Below are 19,831 nucleotides of genomic sequence, written 5' to 3' on the forward strand. Positions count from 1 at the left end.
ATTCCCGCGGGGCCGCTGCTCAGCGCGGCCGTGTCCAGCGCGAAGGCCGTGGTGTCGACCGTGGCCCCCACCGGCGGCGTCTCGAAGGCGATGCCCATGTCCGGGAGCGCGGGGGCGGGCACGGCGAGCGCTGGCACGAGCACGGCGAGCGGTGCGACGGGGAGCGGGGATGCGTGGGACCTGCTGGAGGCGCAGCGGGCGGTCACCGCGGAGGGGCAGAAGTTCAACATGGCCTACCTGCAGCTCCAGAACGAGATGCAGCGGGAGAGCCGTGAGCACAACGCCATCTCCAACATCATGAAGGTCCGCCACGACTCCGCGAAGGCGGCCATCAACAACATCCGCTGAGGAGCCACGCGAGCCATGGCCATGGACAAGGTGGGCCCGGTGGGTGGAGCGGGTGTGTCGCCCGCGGTGGAGCCCGGACGGGAGCGGTTCGGCAAGGTGCTGGAAGAGGCGCGAGGGCCTGCCCGTGGAGCCGGGCCGCCGGTCGCCACGGAGGGGCCGTCGCGGCCCGCGCCAACGGAAGCGCCGCGGGGCGTGGGGCGGGCGGAGGCGGTGGGCCGCGCGGCGCCGGGCTGCGCGGAGGTGAAGCCCGGAGGGCGGGTGGACTCGGTGCAGGCGGCGCGCGAGCAGCAGGCGGCGCAGGTGTTGGACCGGGTGGGGCAGGCGCAGAAGCGGCTGGACCACATCCTGAAGCTGGCCGAGTCCGGCCGGACCTTCACCCCCGCGGAGCTGCTGGCGCTGCAGGCCCACGTCTACCGCGCGAGCCAGGAGCTCGACCTCGCCGGCAAGGTCGTCGAGAAGGCGACCGGCGGCGTCAAGCAGGTTCTCCAGACCCAGGTTTGAGGAGCACCCATCATGCGTTTCTCTCCCCGACGCTGTCTCATCTTCCTCCTGCTCCTGTGCGCTCCGGCGTGCCGGGAGCGCATCCAGCACGGCCTCGACGAGCGGCAGGCCAACGAGCTCCAGGCGGTGCTCCTCGAACGGGGGCTCGATGCCCGCAAGGTGCCGGAGGCCGGCAAGAAGCCCACGTGGTCCATCGACGTGACGGACGCGCAGGCCACGGACGCGGTGCGAATCCTGGCCGAGCTGGGACTGCCGAGGCCCGCGGCCGAGGTGGGCTGCGACGTCTTCGGCAGTGGCGGGCTGGTGCGCACGCCGGTGGAGGAGTCCGTCTGCCGCGTGCGCGTGCTGGAGCGGGGGATGGAGAAGACGCTGCAGACGGTGGAGGGCGTGCTGCTGGCGCGAGTGCATCTCGTGGTGCCCGCGCCACCGAGGCCCGGCCAGGTGCCCGCGCCGTCGAAGGCCTCGGCCATGCTGCGCGTGGCGCCGGGAAGCGCGGCGCGGGTGCGGCAGTCCGGGGAGACGCTGAAGGCGCTCATCGCGGGCGGCGTGGAGGGGCTGTCGCCGGAGGCGGTGTCGCTGCTGGTGGACGAGGTCTCCTCGCGGGTGGAGGTGCCCGCGGGGGCGGGAGTGTCGCCGCTGACGAGGCTGCGCGCGTTGCTCGCCGTGCTCGGTGTGGTGGTGACGGGGCTGGCGGTGGCGCTGGTATGGGTGACGCTGCGGATGCGCCATTACCGGGAGCGCGCCACGGTGCCGCCCGCGGCTCCGGTGCCCGCGAGGCCGGTCGTGACACCCGGTGCCGCGCGCAAGGTGGCGTGAGCGGTAGGGGGAGGACGTCATGATGCAGGCGACACGTGTGGGCCGGGTGGCCCGCCCGGAAAGGAAGCCCTCGTCAGCGCCAGCCTCGGAGGAGAAGGCACCTGTCGGACCGCCTCCGCCACTGGCGCTGCCGCTGGAGCGCTACGTGCTGGTGGCGTGGGTGCTCGGACGGGAGCGGGCGGCGGACTTGCTGAGTGGGCTGGGAGCGAGTGAGGAGGCGCGTGCGAAGGAACTCCTGGCGTGCATCGCGGCGCTGCCCTCGGCGCGGCGGCAGGCGAAGGTCGCGGTGGAGTTTGGAGAGCGCGCCGATGCCGCCGCGAGGTTGAAGGCGTTGATGGGCGAGGCGCCGGAGCCGCTGCGCGGGGAAATCTTCCGTCGGCTGCCGCCCTACCACCGGACGCTGTTCCCAGGGCGGGAGGTGGAGCCCGCCGACGCAGACGCCCCTCCCGCGCTGGGGGCCCTGGCCGAGCGACTCATCCGCGAGGCCACGCGCTGAGTCTCCGTGTGGCCGGGACGCCGTCCCGGCCCGTGTACCCGGCATCCCGCATCCGGATGCCCCATCTCTTCAACCCCGCGTCTTCACGGGCCCGGCGCCTGGCGGCTGCCGTGCACGGTGGGCGTGTGTCCCGAACGCGGCAATGGAGTCCTCGATGAAGGTCGACGCAGAGCAGTCTTCCACCCCAACGCGCATCATCAAGGGCCCTCCGCGCGAGGGGCGCCGCGCACGGGTGGAGGAAGTCCCGAACGGCGCTGAGCCGCCCTCCTTGGAGACCCGCATCATCAAGGGCCCGAGAGCGCCGCGCGCGAAGGAGTCAATGGAGCCCGGTGCTGAGCCGCCCTCCGCCCAGGCACGCGCCGTCGAGGGCCAGACGCCCGACGAACGCCGTGCACGCAGGGGAGGGGCCTCGAACACGGCGAGGGAATCCTCGATGAAGGTCGATGCCGAGCAGGCTCTGACCCGGAAGGTCCGCCCGTTGCGCGCGCTGGGCTTGCGCCGGCTGACCCGGGCGCACCTGACACTCGCGGAAAGGCCCCGGGCCGCGGTCCTCGGACGGGAGGCCCTGGACGCGGTGGTGGAGGTGCTGTCCCGCGAGCTGGGCTGTCCGGTGAAGGCGGAGGCACGGCTCCTGGAGGCCGCCGTGGCGCCGGTGACGGGGCTGGCGCAGCCGGCGGTGTTCGCCCTGCTGGAGCTGTCGGCGGTGGGAGGCATGGGGGTGCTGGAGCTGGAGCCGGCCCTGGCCTTCGCCGCGCTGGAGCGCATCGCCGGGGCGGGGCAGCGGCCGGGTGTGGTGACGGAGCTGGCACGCCTGGAGGAGGCCACGCTGGCCTACCTGCTGCTGCTGGCGCTCTCGGCGGTGCGGGCGCGGGGAGGGCTGTACCCGTGGCTGGCCCCCCGGCTGTCGGGAGTGACGATGCGCAGGGCGGAGGTGACGGCGCGGCTGGATGGCCGGCAGTCGCTGGTGGCGGTGGAGCTGTCGCTGACGGTGGGGCCGGTGAGCGCGGGCGCGCGGCTGTTGCTGCCGGCGCCGGTGCTCCAGACGGTGTTCCAGGCGCTGCCCGTGGAGCGCGCGCCGGATATCGCGCCGGAGGTGCTCGCGGCGGCGCTGGAGACGCGGTGCCTCATCGGCCAGACGCCGCTGCCGGCCACGGCGCTGGAGGCGCTCGTGGTGGGAGACGTCGTCCTCTTCGAGGGACTGCGCCGCGACGGCGGACGCCTCCTGGGACGTGGGCGGCTCGTCACCCGTGGCTTCGCACTGGCGGGGGACTTCCTCGCCGAGGGCTTTTCGCTGACCCGCGCGCAGGGGCGCGCGACTTCCCTGGAGTCGGATATGGTGGCAGTGAACGAGAAGAGCGAGGGGATGCCCCCGCTGCCGGTGGACGTGGAAATCGAGCTGACGCGGGTGATGCTGCCGCTGTCGGAGCTGGCGGCGCTGAAGCCGGGCTCGCTGCTGCCGCTGCACATCAGCGCCAACGAGCCGGTGCTGCTGCGCGTGGGAGACCGCGCGGTGGCGCGGGCCGAGTTGGTGGAAATCGAGGGCGAGGTCGGCGCCCGTGTCCTGGCCCTGCTGCCGTGAGCCCCGCGATGAACAAGCTTCTCTCGTCACTTTCCCCGCGCTCGCGACTGCTGGTGGCGGGAGCCCTCGTCCTCGGACTGGCCGCGCTCGGGCCGCTCGGGGGCTTCTCGACGACGTCCGCCGCGCGGTGGGTGCTGGGCGCGGTGGCACTGGGCGGCCTGGGCTGGTGGCTCCGGCGGCGCGGCGCAGCGGGGCCGGGTGCTCCTTCCGTCGAGCGGATGCAGGTCGTCTCTCGAGCGGGGCTGTCCCCGCGCTGTGGGCTGGCGCTGGTGGAGGTGGATGGGCGCAGCTTCCTGGTGGCCTTCGGCGACTCGTTCGCGGAGATCCGCGAGACACAGGAAGAGGAGCCCCTGTTCGCGCGGGCGCTGGCCCAGGCGCGACGGCCGATGCCGAAGCGGCGCGTCCTGGGAAGGTCGAAGGGGGTGGGGCGATGAGGCGCGTGCTGTTGGGAGTGGGGGTGCTCACCCCGGCCATGGCCTCCGCGGCGGAGGGGGCCCTTTCCCGGATGTCCTACGCGGGCAGCCCGCTGTCGATGATGGGGATGCTCGCGCTGATGTCGCTGCTGCCGTTCGCGGTGCTGATGCTGACGAGCTTCTCGAAGATCGCCGTGGTGCTGTCACTGGCGCGCTCGGCCATGGGGACGCAGCAGGCGCCGCCCACGCTGGTGCTGACGGGACTGGCGGCGGTGCTCACGGGCCACATCATGGCTCCGGTCATGGAGCGCATGTACGACGCGGGGCAGGTGGCGTACCAGGAGCTGGAGACGGGCTCGGGGGCGCAGATGCTCTCCGCCGCGTCTCGGGTGTCGGAGCCGCTGCGTGCCTTCCTGGTGAAGCACGGCAGCCCGGAGGAGCGGGCACGCTTCGTGGACCTGGCGCGCGAGCTGCGGCCTCCCGAGGAGGCGGACGCGGTGCGGGAGACGGACCTCTTCGTCGTCATCCCCGCCTTCGTCATCACCGAGCTGAAGGAGGCCTTCCAGATTGGCTTCCTCGTCTTCCTGCCGTTCCTCGTGCTGGACATGGTCATCGCGAACGTGCTGCTCGCGCTGGGGATGCAGACGTTGTCACCCAGCCAGGTGAGCCTGCCCTTCAAGCTTCTCCTCTTCGTCGCCGTGGACGGCTGGGCGCTGCTCGCGCGTGGCCTCATCCTCGGCTACCGGTGACGTCATGACCCAGGACGTGCTGCTCTCTCTGGGGCGCGAGGCGCTGCTGTTGATGGTGCTCGCCTCGCTGCCACCCATTGGCGCGAGCCTGCTGGTGGGCTTCCTGACCAGCCTCTTCCAGGCCACCACGCAGCTCCAGGAGAGCACGCTCTCGGTGGTGCCCAAGCTGTGCGCCACCGTCCTCGCGCTCGTGCTCGCGGGACCCTGGATTTCCGCTCAGCTCACGCGCTTCACGCACCAGCTGCTGCTGCTCATCGCCGAGGTGGCGGCATGAGCCTGGAACCGCTTCGCGCCATGCTCGACGCGTTGAGACCGGACATCGTCGTGGTGGCGCTATGCGCGGCGCGGCTGGTGCCCATCGCTTTTCTGTGCCCGCTGCTGGGGGGGCAGGCCACGCCCACGCCGGTGCGGTTGGCGCTGGTGCTCGCCCTGGCGCTCTTCCTTCGGGTGGAGGCGGGCGTGGAGCTGGCGGCGCCGGTGGAGTCCTCGCTGGAGCTGGCGGCGCTGGTCATCCGCGAGCTGGTCTATGGGATGTCGGTGGGGCTCGTCGCGGCGCTGCCCTTCGACGCGGCGCGGATGGGAGGGCGCTTCATCGACCTGTTCCGGGGCACGTCGGCGGAGGCGAGTCTGCCCGTGGCGGGGAGCCGTGAGTCGGCCACGGGAGACGGGCTCTATCACCTGCTCGTCGCGTTGGTCGTGTCGGGCGGGTTGTTCCCGCGGGTGCTCTCCGGCCTGCTGCGCGGCTTCATGGTGGTGCGGCCGGGCGCCTTCGTCCCCACGGAGGCGGCCACGCTCCATGTCGTCCTCCTGGCGGGAGGCGCCCTGGCCACGGGCCTGGCGGTGGGCGCCCCCGTGGCCGCCGCGGCGCTGGCGGTGGACTGCTTCCTGGGGCTGGCCTCGCGAGCGGCACCGCAGATGAACCTGCAGGAGCTGGGAGCCCCGCTGCGGATTCTCGGCGGTGGCGCGCTGCTGTGGCTCGGCACCGGAGTGCTCTGCGAGCGGCTGCTGGCGGGCGTGTTCGCCACCGACGGCGCGCTGGCGATGCTGGGCGAGGTGGCGCGATGAGCGGCGAGAAGACCGAGCAGCCCACCGCGAAGCGGCTTCGCGAGGCGCGGCGCAAGGGACAGATTCCGCGCAGCCGGCTGCTGTCGTCCAGTGTGGTGACCGTGGGGGGACTGCTCGGCTTCACCGCGTTCGTCCCGGAGGGCATCGCTCGGCTCCAGTCCTGGACGGCGCGGCTGTTCCTCGGGCACGAGGCCACGGGGGCCCTGCGGGAGGGGCTCTGGATTGCGGTGTGCCTCTGCGCGCCGGCGCTGGGCGGCGCGCTCGTGGCGTCACTGGGGGTGTCCGTCGCCACCGTGGGCTTCGAGCTGGATGCCAGCCATGCGGCGCCGAAGCTGGAGCGCATCAGTCCCGCGGCGGGCCTGAAGCGGTTGTTCAGCCTGCGTCCCCTGGTGGAACAGGGGAAGGCGTTGCTGGTGGTGGGGGTGGTGGCGGCGCTCGTCTGGAGCGAGGTGGAGGAGGTCGGGCCGGACGCGCTGCGTGCCGCGTGGATGGAGGGCGCGCAAGGGCTGAGCCTGTTGATGGGACGGCTGGAGGGACTCGCCACGCGACTGGCCTGGGGGGTGCTGGTGCTGGGCGTGGGGGACTACACGCTCGCGCGGAGGCGTCACCTCAAGGACCTGATGATGACTCGCGAGGAGGTGAAGCGCGAGCACAAGGAGAGTGAGGGAGACCCGCGCCACAAGGGGCAGCGGAAGGCCCTGCATCGCCAGCTCGCGCAAGGCGGGCCGGCACGTGGGGTGCAGAAGGCCACCGCCGTGGTCGTCAACCCCACGCATATCGCGGTCGCGCTCCGCTACGACGTCCAGGAGTGCGAGGCACCCTACCTCGTGGCCAAGGCACGCGAGGCGGAGGCGCTCTCGCTCCGGGAAGAAGCACGGCGGCTTGGAATTCCGGTGGTCCGGGATGTCCCGCTGGCCCGCGGACTCATCCACTACGACCTCGGAGAGCCCATCCCCGAGGAACTGTATCAGGCGGCCGCCGTCGTCCTGCGCACGGCGATGGAGTCGCGGAGCGTGGACGGCCATCCACGGAGACAGACATCATGAACCCGCTCTCGAAGGTGTTGCTGAAGGCCCGGAAGTCCTCGGACGTGGTGCTCGCGGTGGCGATGGCGGCCGTCCTGGGGGCGCTCATCATTCCCCTGCCGGCGTGGCTGCTGGACGCGGGGCTCGCGCTGAACCTGGCGGTGGCGGTGGCGCTGCTCGTGGCGGCGCTCCGCGCGCGGGATGCGCTGAAGGTGACGGCGTTTCCCACGTTGTTGCTGTTCACCACGCTGTTCCGGCTGTCGCTCAACGTGTCGTCCACGCGACTGGCGCTCGCGGAGGGTCATGCGGGGGAGGTCATCCAGGCCTTTGGCGAGTTCGTGGTGCGCGGCGACTACGTGGTCGGCGCCGTGGTGTTCGCCATCCTGACGCTGGTGCAGCTGCTGGTCGTGGCCAAGGGGGCCGAGCGCGTCGCGGAGGTATCCGCCCGCTTCACGCTGGATGCGATGCCGGGCAAGCAGATGTCCATCGACGCGGACCTGCGCGCCGGGGCCATCGACCAGGCCCAGGCCCGTCGTCGGCGGCGCGACCTGGAGCGTGAGTCGCAGATGTTCGGCGCCATGGACGGCGCGATGAAGTTCGTGAAGGGAGACGTGGTCGCCGGCCTGGTCATCGTCGCGGTGAACCTGCTGGGCGGCACGCTCATCGGCGTGCTGCAGGGGGGCATGTCCCTGGCGGAGGCCGCGTCCACCTTCGCGCTCATCGCCATTGGCGACGGGCTGGTGTCCCAGGTGCCCTCGCTCTGCATCGCGGTGGCGGCGGGCCTCGTCGTCACGCGGGTGGCCTCGGAGAAGGAGGAGGACTCGCTCGGCTCGGAGATTGGCTCGCAGTTCTTCGGAGAGGCCCGGACGCTCTGGGTGGTGGCGGGACTCTGTGGGGCGCTGGCCCTCATGCCGGGCATGCCGCACCTGACGTTCCTGGTGCTCGCCGGCGGATTGGGTGGGCTCGGCTATGCGCTGCGCCAGCCGGGCCCCACGAACACGGCTGATGAACAGGGGGCGGGGAAGGCGGCGTCCGCGGAAGGCGCCAAGGCGGGGGCGGCGGGAGCACCGCCGGAGAGTGCCGCGGCCCCCGTGGGCGTCTCGCCGCTGACGCTGGACCTGGCGCCGGACCTCACCTCGCTGGCGGAGGAGGAGGGGGGAGCCTTCGTCCACAAGACGCTGAATGCCGTGCGGGACGAGCTGTTCTTCGAGCTGGGGGTGCGCGTCCCGGGCATTCGCGTGCGGACCCAGGCCGCGTACCTGGCTCAGGGGGAGTACCGCATCCTGGTGGACGAGGTGCCCGCGGGAGGCGGGCAGGTGGTACCGGGGGCGCTCTACGCGCTGGTGCCCCCGGACGAGCTCGCCTTCCTCCAGGTGAAGGCCGAGCCCGCGGTGGAGCCCGCCACCGGCAGGCCCATCAGCCGAATCCCGGAGTCGGGGCGGGCCCTGCTGGAGACGGCCCAGGTCGCCCTGCGGCGGCCGGGAGGGCTCGTGGCGGACCACCTGAGGGCCGTGCTGCGCACCCGCGCCGCGGACCTGCTGGGGCTCCAGGACGTCCAGAGGCTGCTGGAGGGACTGGAGGCGCAGGCCCCCGTCCTGGTGAAGGAGGCGCTGCAGAAGGTGCCGTTGCCGCTGCTGACGGACGTGCTTCGCAAGCTGCTCCAGGAGGGCGTCAGCATCCGGGATTTGCGCGCCATCCTGGAGGCGCTCGTGTCGCCCACCACGGAAGGGGACGCGGCCGCGCTCGCCGAGCGCTGCCGTCAGGCCCTGCGCCGGTACCTCAGCCACAAGTTCGCCCCCACCGGGCCGCTCTACGCCTACCTCGTGGACCCGGAGGTGGAGGAGGTGCTGCGGGCGACGGGGCCCCGGGGGCCCGCGCCGGACCCGGAGCGGGTGGCGGAAATCCTGGAGGGGGTGCGGCAGGTGGCCACCGGCGGTCAGGCGGTGCTGCTCACCGCACCGGACGTCCGGAGGCCGCTGCGCAGGCTCTGCGAGGGCGCGTTCCCGGATGTGGCGGTGCTCACCTACGGCGAGCTGGATGGAGCCCTGCAGATTCGCCCCATCGGCCGGCTGTCGCCGGTGCCGGTGGGGCGCTGAGGCGGGGCCGGCTCAGAGGCCCGTGCCGGTGCCCGGGCTCTTGCTCTCGGAGACGGAAGGCAGGTCCGTCTGGGCCTGCTGCGGCGGCGGGCGATTGACGCGGTCCCTCAGCTCCTTGCCCGTCCGGAACAGCAGGCCGCGCTTGGGCTTCACCGGGATGACCTGGCCCGTCTTCGGGTTGCGGCCCTGGTAGCCCTGGTAGTTCTTCACATGAAAGGCGCCCAGGCCTCGAATCTCGATGTTCTCCCCGCGGCAGAGGGCGTCCTTCATCGACTCGAAAATCGTCTCGATGGTGGCCTCAGCCTGCTTCTGCGTCACGCCCCGCTTGGCGACGAGGATGTTGATCAGATCGGACTTGAGCATCGGACGCTCCCGCAAACCCGGTGACCCCTTGGAAACAGGGCACTCTGGCCCGTGGTCGAATCCTGAAAACATAACAGAACGCCTCTCCCATGCAAGCAGGGTGGACTCCCAACCACCCAGAACCTTTACGGATTTCCGCCGGCCGCGACCCGGGGGGGCGTGGCGGGAGGCGCCTCGGCCAGTCCCGGGCGCAGCGGCACCACCAGGTCCAGCCACCGGGTGCGCCGCAGCAGGTCGATGCTGGCGCAATCAGCCGCCTGGAACAGGGGCTCCATCTGCTCGAAGCCCGGCGCGCGGGGGGGCCGCGAGGTCTCCGCGTCACCGCTGATCATCACCCCGTGCACCGCGAGCGTCGTGTCCGCCAGGGACAGGAGGGCCGGGTCCTTCGCGGGGCGGACGCCTCCCCGGCGCAGGCGCTCCAGGAGCTCGGCCTCCACCATGCGGTCGACGACCTCGTGGACGAGCGACTCGGGGACCCGGAGCCGGGTCGCCAGCTCGCGAGGCGTGGGGGGCTGCGTCCCATCCACCCACGCCAGGGTGGCCTCCTGGGCGATTCGAGCGGCCACCAGCTCGTGTGCACGAGGGTGGGTGCCGAAGGCGAAGAGCGAGTCCCGGAACGCGACATGCTCCACCGCGTAGGACAGCCGGGCGCCGAAGAGCAGCAGCAGCCAGCTCACGTACACCCACGCGAGGAACAGGGGCAGCGCGCCGAGCGAGGCGTAGATGGGGTTGTGGCGGAAGCTGCGGACGGCGAACTCGGCGTAGACCTGCTTGGCCACCATCCACCCCAGGCCCGCCACCAGCCCGCCGGCCAGGGCCGAGCGCACGCGCACGTGGGAGTAGGGCGTCCAGAAGTAGAGCAGGGTGAGGCTGGCCACGGCGATGAGCGCGGTGCCGACGAAGATGAAGGCCCCCGCGTGCGGCGCGTGGCTCTGCAGGAAGGCCCGGACCTTGCCCGTCCCCGAGAAGGAGGCCGCGAGGAAGAAGGGGCCCAACAGCAGCAGCCCGCCGTAGATGAGCAAGCGGATGCCCCAGGGCCGCTGGCGCCGGATGCCCCACAGCTCGTTCACCGCGCCGTCGAGCTGCCGCAGCAGCGAGCCCGCAGACAGCATCACCGCCAGGAAGCCCACGCTGCCGATGGCGATGGAGTTGCTCGGCTGCAGGAACTTGTCGAGGAAGGCGGAGGTCTTCCCCACCACGCCGGGGTCCAGCAGCTCGCCGACGACGAAGCGCAGCCGCTCCTTGAACTGCTCCTGGTGGAAGGCGCTCAGCAGCACCAGGCCCACCGTCAGCAGCGGCACCAGCGAGAACATGCTCATGTAGGTGAGCGCCGCCGCCCGCAGCCGGAGGTTCTCCCCCCGGAAGCCCTGGGCCACCGTGCTCGCGGCCATGAACGTGTCCGTCGCGAAGCGGCCAATCTGCGTGTCCTGCACGGGCGCCCACATCCGGAGCCCCCAGGCCACCAGCTTGTCGCGAGTGGCCACAAGCCACAGCCGCGGACTTCGCATCACGCTTCCCTCCAGGTTGGCCGGACCGGGAGGCCGGACATCCCCCCGAGGCGGATGACTCGGAGCCTCGTAAGGGGCTGACCGCTGGGGGAAAAGGAGGAAATCATCCGAGGGGGCCTGCCGGGCCCGGGAGCCGACGACGCTCCGCGGCAGGGACCTCAAGGCTACCGAATCCGGGGCCCCCGGGGCCAGTCCGCCCCAGGGGCGAGTGGGGGACGAGGGTGCTTCATCCGACATCCCCCTGACGACCGGGCAGGACCGAAGGAAACGCTCCCTACCGAGAGTCCGTGCCGAAAGGGCTCACGGTACGGATTCGAGCAGTGCCGCTGTCCCGCGCCTGCTTCCTTCACCGCGCGGGGCGAGAGGCACCGGGGCGCTTCCGAAGCTGCCTCCCTGGGAGGCGTTGCTCCGTCCGGAGCGTCCGCACGGGAAGGCGCGGCAAGCCCGAGGCTTCCGAAGCTGCCTCTCTGGGAGGCGTCGCTCCGTCCAGAGCGTCCGTGCCGGAAGCGTTCACGGCACGGATGCGAGGAGCGCCCGGTCTCCCGAGGCGCCCTCACCGGAGGTGACGGCGCGGACTCGAGAGGCACCCGGTCGCCCGAGGAGCCCCCTCGGAGAGGAGGCTCCAGGTCCGGGCAGAGCCTGCTACGCCGAGGACCTCAGGTCGTGCCGCCGCCCGAGGGTTCCGAGCCACCGCCGGACGAAGCGGGCGGAGCCGGAGGCGTCGAACCGCCGCCGCCCTCGCCACCGGCCGAGCCCTGCTCACCGCCGCCGCCGCCACCGCGCTCGCCCCGGTCGCCGCGCTCACCCCGCGACTCACCACCCCGGCGCTCCCCGCGCTCGCCGCGGTTCCCGCGCTCGCCGCCGCGGTCCCCACGCTCGCCGCGCTCGCGCTGCTCACCACCGCCGCGTTCGCCGCGCTGCTCACCACCGCCGCGTTCGCCGCGCTGCTCACCACCGCCACGCTCGCCACGTTCGCCGCGCTGCTCACCACCGCCGCGCTCGCCACCCCGGTCTCCGCGAGGACGGTCGCCGCCGCGGTCCGGACGCCGGCCATCACGCCGGTCGTCGCGCCTGTCTCCGCCGCGCTCGCCGCGCTCACCCCGCTCGCCGCGGTCCCTGTCCCTTCCGCCCCGTCGGCCCTGGTCCTGGCGCCCGTAGCCGCCGCCGTTGCTGTCCGGCTTGCGCTGCTGCATCGCCAGCTCGCCATCACCGGAGCCCGGCGACGAGGCCACCTTGTGCTCAGGGCCCGTGGCCGAGCGGCCGTAGATGTCGTACTGCTCGCGGTGGTAGTTCTGCTGCGCCTTGACCTGGATGGACTTGTTGTACCGGTCCATCAGGTGCCGCAGCTCGTTGCGCTCCTCGCCCTGGAGCAGGCGCGCCACCTCCGCGTTGCAGTTGATGACCAGCGTGGAGTCCTTGTAGCCCGGCGCCTCGCGGCGGATTTCCCGGAAGATTTCGTACGCCACCGTGGTGGCCGTCTTCACGAAGCCGTTGCCGTCGCAGTACGGGCAGTCCTCGTGCAGCACGCGGCCAATGGACTCGCGCACGCGCTTGCGCGTCATCTCCACGAGGCCCAGCTCGGAGATGCGCAGCACGTTCGTCTTCGCCTTGTCGCGGCCCAGCGCCTCCTGCAGCGCCTTGAAGACCTTGTCCCGGTTCTGCGCCTTCTCCATGTCGATGAAGTCGCAGATGATGATGCCGCCGATGTTGCGCAGCCGGAGCTGGTAGACAATCTCCTTGGCCGCCTCGACGTTGATCTTCGTAATCGTCTCCTCGAGGCTCTTCTTGCCGACGTAGCGGCCCGAGTTGACGTCGATGGCGGTGAGCGCCTCGGCCTGGTCGATGATGAGGTAGCCGCCGCTCTTCAGCCACACCTTGCGCTGGGTGGCGCGCTGCAGCTCCTGCTCGATGCCGTACGCGTCGAAGACGGTGTCGTCGCCCTCGTGCAGCGCCACCCTGTCTCGCAGCGCGGGGTCCTGCGCGGTGACGAAGCCGAGGATGCGCTCGTACTCCTCGCGGTCATCGACGACGAGCTTCTCCACGTCGTGCGCGAACAAGTCACGCGTGGCGCGCAGGATGAGGTCCAGGTCGGGGTGCAGGAGGCCCGGGCCGCCGCGCTTCTCGTTGCGGCGCACCACCTGGTTCCACACCTCGATGAGGAACCGGATGTCGCTCTCCAGCTTCTCCTGCGGCACGTTCTCCGCGACGGTGCGGACGATGAAGCCCGTCCCGGGCGGGCGCATCTTGTCCACGATTTCGCGCAGCCGGCGGCGCTCCTTCTCGTTGGAGATGCGGCGGCTGATGCCCACGTGGTCCACCGTGGGCATGAACACCAGGTGACGGCCGGGGATGGAGATGTGCGAGGTGAGCCGCGCGCCCTTGGTGCCGATGGGGTCCTTGGAAATCTGGACGACGACTTCCTGGCCCACCTTCAGCAGGTCTTCAATCTTGTCCGTCCGGCGCTGCTTGACCTTCTCCTTCTCGTCGTCGCGCTTCTCGCGGCGCTTCTCCTCCTGCGGGCGCCGGCCCTTGTCCTTCTCGCGGTCCTTCTCACGCCCCTCGCGGGCGCGGGGCTCGCGCGCCTCCCGGGCCTCGCGCGGCGTGCGGCGCTCGCCGGAGACCTCGGCGGGGCGCGCGGCCGGGGCGGGCGCGGACTCGGCGCCGGGCGCGGGGATGATTTCGCCCAGGGCGGTGGCCGCGTGCGGAGGAGGCTCCGGCGGCAGCATCGCCAGGGCCAGCGCGGCGTCGGCCGTCTCGCTGGGGGGCACCAGGGCCTCGGTGGTCTCACCCGGGGCCGCGGCGGCCGGGGCGCTGTCGCCCACCGGCACGGGCGTCGCCTCGGTGACCTCCATCACCTCCGTCACCTCGACGATGGTCGCCTCGACGGGGAGCCCCGCGTCGGCGGCCGGAGCCTCGGTGGAGGCGGTGGCGGACACCTCGGCCGGCGCGGCCTCGACGGGCGCCGGGGCGGCCTCGGGGATGGGCACGGCCGGCGCGTTGGCGGCCAGCTCCATGATGGTGTCGCGCGGCAGGGACTCGGTGGCGTGCGCGGCGGCCTCGCCGGCCAGCTCCTCCGCCTCGGCCTCGGCGCCCGGGGTGCCGGTGTGGGCGGCGGCCTCGGCCGCATCCGCCTCCAGCTCGCTGGGGACGTCCGGGGCGTCCTCGTGCTCGCCCTCGGTCAGTTCGAACTGGGCGCGCGCGAAGTCCGGGTCATAGACGACGTCGCTGACGTAGAGGAAGGCGGCCTTCTCCAGGCCGATGTCCACGAAGGCGGCCTGCATGCCCGGAAGCACCCGGACGACCCGCCCCTTGTAGATGTTGCCGACGACGCCCTTGTCCTTCTTACGCTCGAGGTAGAACTCCGCGATGTGTCCGCCCTCGACGAGCGCGACGCGGGTCTCCCGACCCGCGGCGTTGATGACCAGGATGCTGCTCATGGGTGAATCCTGCACGCGCGCGCGGTAGGGCGGACCTCACCGGACGGGAGGCGGCAAGACGCCGCGCCTCCGAGCACGCTGCGAAGGGAGAGGCGGCCGCCGGCGGACCTTCCGCGAAGCGCACCTGCCCGGACCTTCCGGGTGCGGCACGTGTCGCGCTATCGAGGACCGAGGGGACCACCGCCTGCTCCTCCAAGTTCATGTCGCCCCGCATTGCGACCGGCACCGTGCCGGGCGGAGCCTTGTCTTCAACCGCGTTCGAGTCCCTCCACCACGCGCGTGCCGCCCGCTCTTCTATCCGCACCCGGTCGGTGCCCTCTGGGGCCACCTTGGGGGGGCGACTGGAGCCTCGGTGCAGCCGGCGCGCCCGGAGGAGACCGGGAACGCAACCCGTCAAAATCCCTACCGGACGTCGACCTCCGACAACGCGGAGCGTCACACAACCGTCCAGAAACACGGGGAGTTTTTCACGCCCCCGCCTGCCGTGTAAAGCCGAGAAACCGCATCCATCCACTGGCTGCCAGAATGCGGACGCTCGGCCGGCCGGGCCTCAGGCCTGGGCCGGAGCCTGTTTACGGCCCTCTGGCTTGTCCAGCCGCCCGCGAGGCCGCCGCACGAGCCGCAGGCCCGTCCACGTGGCGTCAATCAGGCAGATTTTGTTGTCCACCAGCCCGATGTCGAGCGCCGCGTGGCGCACGAAGTCCTCGGACAGGCTCGTCTTGACGCCCTCGCCGCCGGGCCAGCACACCCAGATGCCGCCGGTGACGGCCATGGCGCGGGCCAGGGCGGGCAGCCGCTGCACCAGCTCCTGGGCGTCCGAGGTGAAGAAGAGGATGACATCCAGGCCCGTCTGCGCGGTGATGAGGAACTCCACCCCATCCGGCAGCGGGTTGAGCTTCTGCACGAAGCCCCGCGGCGGATTGATGACGGAGACCTTGGACCCGGCCCGGATGCCCAGCATGGCCGGCAGGGATGCCAGCGCGTAGGGCGTCATGAGGTGCGCTCCACGATGAATTGACTGAACTCGCCGGTGGCTTCGCCGTCCGTGCGCTCAACGCCCGCTACCCTAGCCTGGGTCGGGCCGCGGTGACACCAGCGGATGAACTCCTCGAGCAGGGGGGGGGCGCCCTCCACCACGGCCTCCACGCTGCCGTCGGCGCGGTTGCGCACCCACCCGGTGAGGCCCAGGCGCGAGGCCTCGGCGCGGGCGCTCTCCCGGAAGAAGACGCCCTGCACCTTGCCCTCGATGCGCAGCGTGGCCCGCCGCGTGCCGCTCATGGCCCCGAAGCCTCACCCTCTGGCGTTGCCCTGCAACAGCTGCAGGAACGCCTGCTCGTCCAGGATTCTTACCCCGAGTTCCTGTGCCTTCTTCAGCTTGCTACCGGCATCGTCGCCGGCAACGAGGAAATCGGTCTTGCGCGAGACACTTCCAGCCACCTTGCCGCCGCGCCGCTCGACCTCCTCCTTCGCCTGCTCCCGCGTCATGCCCGTCATGGCCCCGGTGAGCACCACCGTCTTGCCCACGAAGGGCCCACCCGTGGCCACCTGCGGGGGCTCGGGCTTGACGCCGGCCTCGAGGAGGGCCTGCACCGCCTCGCGGTTCTGCGGCTCCTGGAAGAAGGAGTAGATGACCTGGGCCATGACGGGGCCCACGTCCTTCACGCGGGTGATGTCCTCCAGGCTCGCGGTGAACAGCTGCTTCACGTCCGGAAAGGCCTCGGCCAGCGCCTTGGCGGTGGCGTCACCCACGTGGCGGATGCCCAGCGCGTAGAGGAAGCGCCGCTGGGTCGTCTGCTTGGAGCCCTCGATGGACGCCAGCAGGTTGTCGGCGCTCTTGTCCCCCATGCGCTCCAGCGTCAGCAGCTTCTCCCGGGTGAGCGCGTACAGGTCCGCGAACGTCTTCACGCTGCCGGTGGCCACCAGCTGGGCGGCCAGCTTGTCGCCCAGGCCCTCGATGTCCATGGCGATGCGGCTGGCGAAGTGGCGGATCTTCTCCACCAGCTGCGCGGGGCAGGACGCGCCCGTGCAGCGGATGATGGCGCCGTCCTCGTCCTTCACCGCCACCGCGCCGCACACCGGGCAGTGCTTGGGGAACTCGAAGGGCTTCGAGTCCGCCGGGCGCTTGGACGGCACGACGGAGACGATTTCCGGAATCACGTCACCGGCGCGGCGCACGAAGACGGTGTCTCCGCGGCGCACGTCCTTGCGGCGCAGCTCGTCCTCGTTGTGCAGCGTGGCGCGCGCCACGGTGACGCCGCCCACCTTCACCGGCTTGAGGTGCGCCACCGGCGTCAGCGCGCCGGTGCGGCCCACCTGGATGCCGATGTCTTCCACCAGCGTGGACTCCTCCTCGGGCGGGAACTTGTAGGCCACCGCCCAGCGCGGGCTCTTGGACACCTGGCCCAGCCGCCGGCGCTGGTCCTCGTCGTCCACCTTCACCACCATGCCGTCCACCTCGAAGGGCAGCTCGTGGCGGCCCTTGAGGGAGTCGTCATGCGCCTTGCGCACGCCGTCGATGCCCTCGGCGCGGACGTAGCGGTTGATGGGCAGGCCGAGCGTCTTGAGGTACTCCAGCTTCTCGATGTGCGACTTGAAGTCGGGCACGCCGTCGCCGGGGACGCACTCGTACAGGTAGATGGACAGCGGCCGCGAGGCCGTCATCTTGGGGTCCAGCTGGCGCAGGCTGCCCGCGGCGGCGTTGCGCGGGTTGGCGAAGAGTGGCTCGCCCTCCTCCTCGCGCTTCTCGTTGAGCTTCTGGAAGTCCACCTTGCGGATGAAGACCTCGCCGCGCACCTCCAGCAGCCCGGGCACCTTCACGCCGTCCTGCGGGAGCAATTCCATGGGCAGGCTGCGGATGGTGCGCAGGTTGGCGGTGACGTCCTCGCCGGTGGTGCCGTCGCCGCGCGTGGCGCCCTGCACGAAGACGCCCTTCTCGTAGCGCAGCGAGATGGCCAGGCCGTCCAGCTTCGGCTCGCACACGTAGGTGACGTTCGGGATGCCCAGCAGCTTGCGGATGCGCTCGTCGAACTCCACCAGCCCTTCGTCGTCGAAGATGTTGGCGAGCGAGAGCATGGGCACGCGGTGCACCACCTCTCCGAATTCGTCCACCGCCGCGCCGCCCACGCGCTGGGTGGGCGAGTCCGGCGTGGCCAGGCTGGGGTGCTTCTCCTCCAGCGCCTGCAGCTCGCGCATCAGCTTGTCGTATTGCGCGTCGCTGATCTCCGGAGAGTCGAGCACGTAGTAGCGGTAGTTGTGGTGCGCCAGCTCTCGGCGGAGCTCGCGGGCTCGGGCTTCGGCTTTCTGGAAGTCGTCCACGGTGTGCCGTCCTTACTCCAAAACACGCCACGGTGGCGCGAGCCTCCGCCATGCGGCGGAAGCGATGCCGTGCCACCTACGCGCGGAGTGTAGAGGGCCTACCTGACACGGCCGTGGGACAGGGGGCCAGAAGGCCCCACGGCACACCCTGTGAGGTGACCTCCAGGGTAGGGGGCGCCATCCCGAACCGTGAGGGAGGAGCGCCTACATGCCCGGCGTGCGGGCCGGGCCGGACGGAGCGCGATGGACGTGATGAAAAGCCCCGCGCGGGAGCCATCGCCGGACACGAAGCGGGAGCCCGGCGGGTGGACTCCCGTCGGGCTCCCGGTGACACGACAGGGTCAGCGGCTACGGCCGCGTGGAGTCATACAGCGGGCCGTCATCGACGGGTGTGGCCCCGCGGCCCTGGTCGTGCGGCACGCCCACGGTGACGGTGCCCGTGCAGGTGCCTCCGTGCCTGTCCGAGGCGGAGAAGCCCAGGTGGTACACGCGCCCGTTGCCCGGGCCGGAGCGCTCGGCGCGCACCTTCGCCGTGGGCGTCCCCACTCCCGCGCCGTCGGCGGCACCGTTCACCGGCTCATCCTGACGGATGGAGGTGAAGGTGACGGCGAGCGCGTCTCCGTCGGCGTCCGTGACGCCCAGGATGGACACGTCCCGCAGCTGGTGGTTGGGTGGCCACAGGCGGCTCACGCTCGGCGCCGCCGCGGCGCAGTCCGGCGGACGGTTCGCCACGGTGACGACCAGGGTGTCCACGTGAGAGTCGCCGTCCTTGTCCGTCACCTGGAAGCGCAGCGTGTACGTGCCCGCCTCGGAGAACACCTTCGTCCGCACGTCGGAGTCGCCGTGGTTGGCGGTGCCGCTCACGTCGAAGGTGCCATCGCCATCCAGGTCCCACGCGACGGTGTACGGGTTGTCCGCCGCGCCGGCCGGGTCGCTCCACGTGCCGGTGAGCGTCACCACGTCACCTCGGGACACGCTCTGGTCCTCGCCCGCGTGGGTCACCGGCGGCGCGTTCAGCACCTGGACCGTCGTCGTGGCGGTCTCGGGGAACATGCATACCCAGGTGTCGTCGTAACTGCACGCCTTCAGCCCCACGATGTGAGTGTTCGGGCCGTCGACGCCAGGGAAGGGCGCGATCGGGCCATGGAACTCGTGGTTGCCGTCGTTGTCGAGGTCCCAGAACATGAGGACCCAGGCGCCGTCCGGGGCATGGGTGCCGCTCCCATCCAGGACGGCCGAGGCCCCCTCCAGGGTGACATAGGGGCCCCCGGTGTCGACCACCGGCGCCGGAGTGCGCACGATGATGGTGGCCGTGGAGATGCCCTCACTCATGCCTCCATCCTTGTCGATGATCATCAGGGTCACCGGGTACGTGCCCGTCCGCCTGAATGAGAAGGACTCGACCAGCGGAGTGCCGTACGGCGACATGATGGGCAACGGCCCGTAGCTGTTGTCCCCGATGATCCAGTAACCAAAGAAGGGGCCATCCGAGGCGCCCACCGGGTCGGTGAAGGTGGCGGTCAGCGTCGCGGTCCCGTAGGGAGAGAGGGTCTGGACGCTCGGGCCGAGGGTGAGGGCGGTCGGCGGCGCGTTGCCCACCATCAGTGACGTCGTCTGGCTGTCGCAGGCGCCCGCGTCGTCACAGACGCGCAGCCCCACCGTGTACTCAATCCAGCCGTCGGTGCCGAAGTAGGAGGGGGAGGGCTCCTGGGCGTCGTCGAAGTCGCCATCCCCATCCAGGTCCCACGCATACGTCAGCGGGCCGCCCTCCGGGTCCGAGGAGCCGCTGCCGTCCAGGAGGATGGAGGACGCCTCCTCGACGTAGTACGGGCCTCCGGCATTGGCCACCGGAGGGAGGTTGGAGCCGGGCTCGGCGCCTTCCAACCGCGATTCGCGAGGGGGGGACTCCTTCGCGGGAGCGGACTTCGGTGCCTCCATGTCATTCGGGCCGCAGCTCCACGCGGTGCCGGCGACCGCCACCATGAAGAGCAAGGTCGTCCGCGCATTCACACCAGAGCGCTTCACATGAGCATCGGGCATTCGCTGTGGCCCCCCCTGTCTGGCTTTGAGTTGCAAGAGCAGAGCAGACGTCAGGAACTCGCGCCAGGGGAGGGAAGGGC

The 19,831-nt window shown here is 71.5% G+C and carries 18 protein-coding genes; 11 read left to right on the forward strand and 7 right to left on the reverse strand.

Going from position 1 to position 19,831, the window contains the following annotated elements; translation table 11 throughout:
• The 11 genes from HG543_RS36380 to HG543_RS36430 form a co-directional block, all read left to right on the forward strand.
• Positions 1 to 348: hypothetical protein (locus HG543_RS36380; RefSeq protein WP_169349516.1), on the forward strand; the 348-nt coding region annotated here is incomplete at its 5' end.
• 15 nt (positions 349 to 363) lie between these two features.
• On the forward strand, positions 364 to 849 hold the full coding sequence (locus tag HG543_RS36385; protein ID WP_169349517.1) for an ATP-dependent helicase HrpB: 486 nt from the start codon (positions 364 to 366) through the stop codon (positions 847 to 849).
• A gap of 12 nt (positions 850 to 861) precedes the next feature.
• Complete coding sequence (locus HG543_RS36390; RefSeq protein WP_169349518.1) at positions 862 to 1,665, forward strand: flagellar M-ring protein FliF; 804 nt, start codon at positions 862 to 864, stop codon at positions 1,663 to 1,665.
• Between the two features lie 19 nt (positions 1,666 to 1,684).
• Positions 1,685 to 2,161: a hypothetical protein gene (locus HG543_RS36395; RefSeq protein ID WP_343073524.1), complete on the forward strand. Its 477-nt coding sequence runs from the start codon at positions 1,685 to 1,687 to the stop codon at positions 2,159 to 2,161.
• 433 nt (positions 2,162 to 2,594) lie between these two features.
• Positions 2,595 to 3,740: a type III secretion system cytoplasmic ring protein SctQ gene (sctQ, locus tag HG543_RS36400; RefSeq protein ID WP_169349519.1), complete on the forward strand. Its 1,146-nt coding sequence runs from the start codon at positions 2,595 to 2,597 to the stop codon at positions 3,738 to 3,740.
• 8 nt (positions 3,741 to 3,748) lie between these two features.
• Positions 3,749 to 4,174: a flagellar biosynthetic protein FliO gene (locus HG543_RS36405; protein ID WP_169349520.1), complete on the forward strand. Its 426-nt coding sequence runs from the start codon at positions 3,749 to 3,751 to the stop codon at positions 4,172 to 4,174.
• Positions 4,171 to 4,902, forward strand: a complete 732-nt coding sequence (sctR, locus tag HG543_RS36410) for a type III secretion system export apparatus subunit SctR (RefSeq protein WP_169349521.1) — start codon at positions 4,171 to 4,173, stop codon at positions 4,900 to 4,902. The genes HG543_RS36405 and sctR overlap by 4 nt, the downstream gene beginning before the upstream one ends.
• A gap of 4 nt (positions 4,903 to 4,906) precedes the next feature.
• The gene (locus tag HG543_RS36415) at positions 4,907 to 5,176 is read left to right on the forward strand and encodes a flagellar biosynthetic protein FliQ (RefSeq protein ID WP_169349522.1); all 270 of its coding nucleotides are present in this window, start codon (positions 4,907 to 4,909) and stop codon (positions 5,174 to 5,176) included.
• Positions 5,173 to 5,967 carry an EscT/YscT/HrcT family type III secretion system export apparatus protein gene (locus HG543_RS36420; protein WP_169349523.1) on the forward strand — a complete coding sequence of 265 codons (795 nt, stop codon included), beginning with the start codon at positions 5,173 to 5,175 and terminating at the stop codon, positions 5,965 to 5,967. Before HG543_RS36415 ends, HG543_RS36420 begins: the two co-directional genes overlap by 4 nt.
• Entirely contained in the window at positions 5,964 to 7,013 is a 1,050-nt protein-coding gene (locus HG543_RS36425; protein ID WP_169349524.1) for an EscU/YscU/HrcU family type III secretion system export apparatus switch protein, read from the forward strand. Before HG543_RS36420 ends, HG543_RS36425 begins: the two co-directional genes overlap by 4 nt.
• On the forward strand, positions 7,010 to 9,088 hold the full coding sequence (locus HG543_RS36430) for a flagellar biosynthesis protein FlhA (RefSeq protein WP_169349525.1): 2,079 nt from the start codon (positions 7,010 to 7,012) through the stop codon (positions 9,086 to 9,088). Before HG543_RS36425 ends, HG543_RS36430 begins: the two co-directional genes overlap by 4 nt.
• A gap of 12 nt (positions 9,089 to 9,100) precedes the next feature.
• On the opposite strand, the gene HG543_RS36435 is transcribed toward HG543_RS36430, so the two are convergent.
• The 7 genes from HG543_RS36435 to HG543_RS36465 all read right to left on the reverse strand — a co-directional run bounded on the left by HG543_RS36435 (position 9,101) and on the right by HG543_RS36465 (position 19,721).
• The gene (locus tag HG543_RS36435; RefSeq protein ID WP_169349526.1) at positions 9,101 to 9,451 is read right to left on the reverse strand and encodes an HU family DNA-binding protein; all 351 of its coding nucleotides are present in this window, start codon (positions 9,449 to 9,451) and stop codon (positions 9,101 to 9,103) included.
• A 125-nt stretch (positions 9,452 to 9,576) separates the two neighbouring features.
• Positions 9,577 to 10,959 carry a YhjD/YihY/BrkB family envelope integrity protein gene (locus HG543_RS36440; protein WP_169349533.1) on the reverse strand — a complete coding sequence of 461 codons (1,383 nt, stop codon included), beginning with the start codon at positions 10,957 to 10,959 and terminating at the stop codon, positions 9,577 to 9,579.
• 656 nt (positions 10,960 to 11,615) lie between these two features.
• On the reverse strand, positions 11,616 to 14,396 hold the full coding sequence (locus tag HG543_RS36445) for an Rne/Rng family ribonuclease (RefSeq protein WP_169349527.1): 2,781 nt from the start codon (positions 14,394 to 14,396) through the stop codon (positions 11,616 to 11,618).
• A 550-nt stretch (positions 14,397 to 14,946) separates the two neighbouring features.
• Positions 14,947 to 15,390, reverse strand: a complete 444-nt coding sequence (locus HG543_RS36450; RefSeq protein WP_169349528.1) for a DUF3052 family protein — start codon at positions 15,388 to 15,390, stop codon at positions 14,947 to 14,949.
• Entirely contained in the window at positions 15,387 to 15,674 is a 288-nt protein-coding gene (locus tag HG543_RS36455; protein ID WP_169349529.1) for an acylphosphatase, read from the reverse strand. The genes HG543_RS36450 and HG543_RS36455 overlap by 4 nt, the downstream gene beginning before the upstream one ends.
• Before the next feature lie 12 nt (positions 15,675 to 15,686).
• Positions 15,687 to 17,711, reverse strand: coding sequence for an NAD-dependent DNA ligase LigA (ligA, locus tag HG543_RS36460; RefSeq protein WP_169349530.1), 2,025 nt, complete (start codon positions 17,709 to 17,711; stop codon positions 15,687 to 15,689).
• A gap of 348 nt (positions 17,712 to 18,059) precedes the next feature.
• Positions 18,060 to 19,721: a PKD domain-containing protein gene (locus HG543_RS36465; RefSeq protein ID WP_169349531.1), complete on the reverse strand. Its 1,662-nt coding sequence runs from the start codon at positions 19,719 to 19,721 to the stop codon at positions 18,060 to 18,062.
• Positions 19,722 to 19,831: the final 110 nt, after the last annotated feature.

Source organism: Pyxidicoccus fallax, from assembly GCF_012933655.1.
Taxonomy (GTDB): Bacteria; Myxococcota; Myxococcia; order Myxococcales; family Myxococcaceae; genus Myxococcus; species Myxococcus fallax.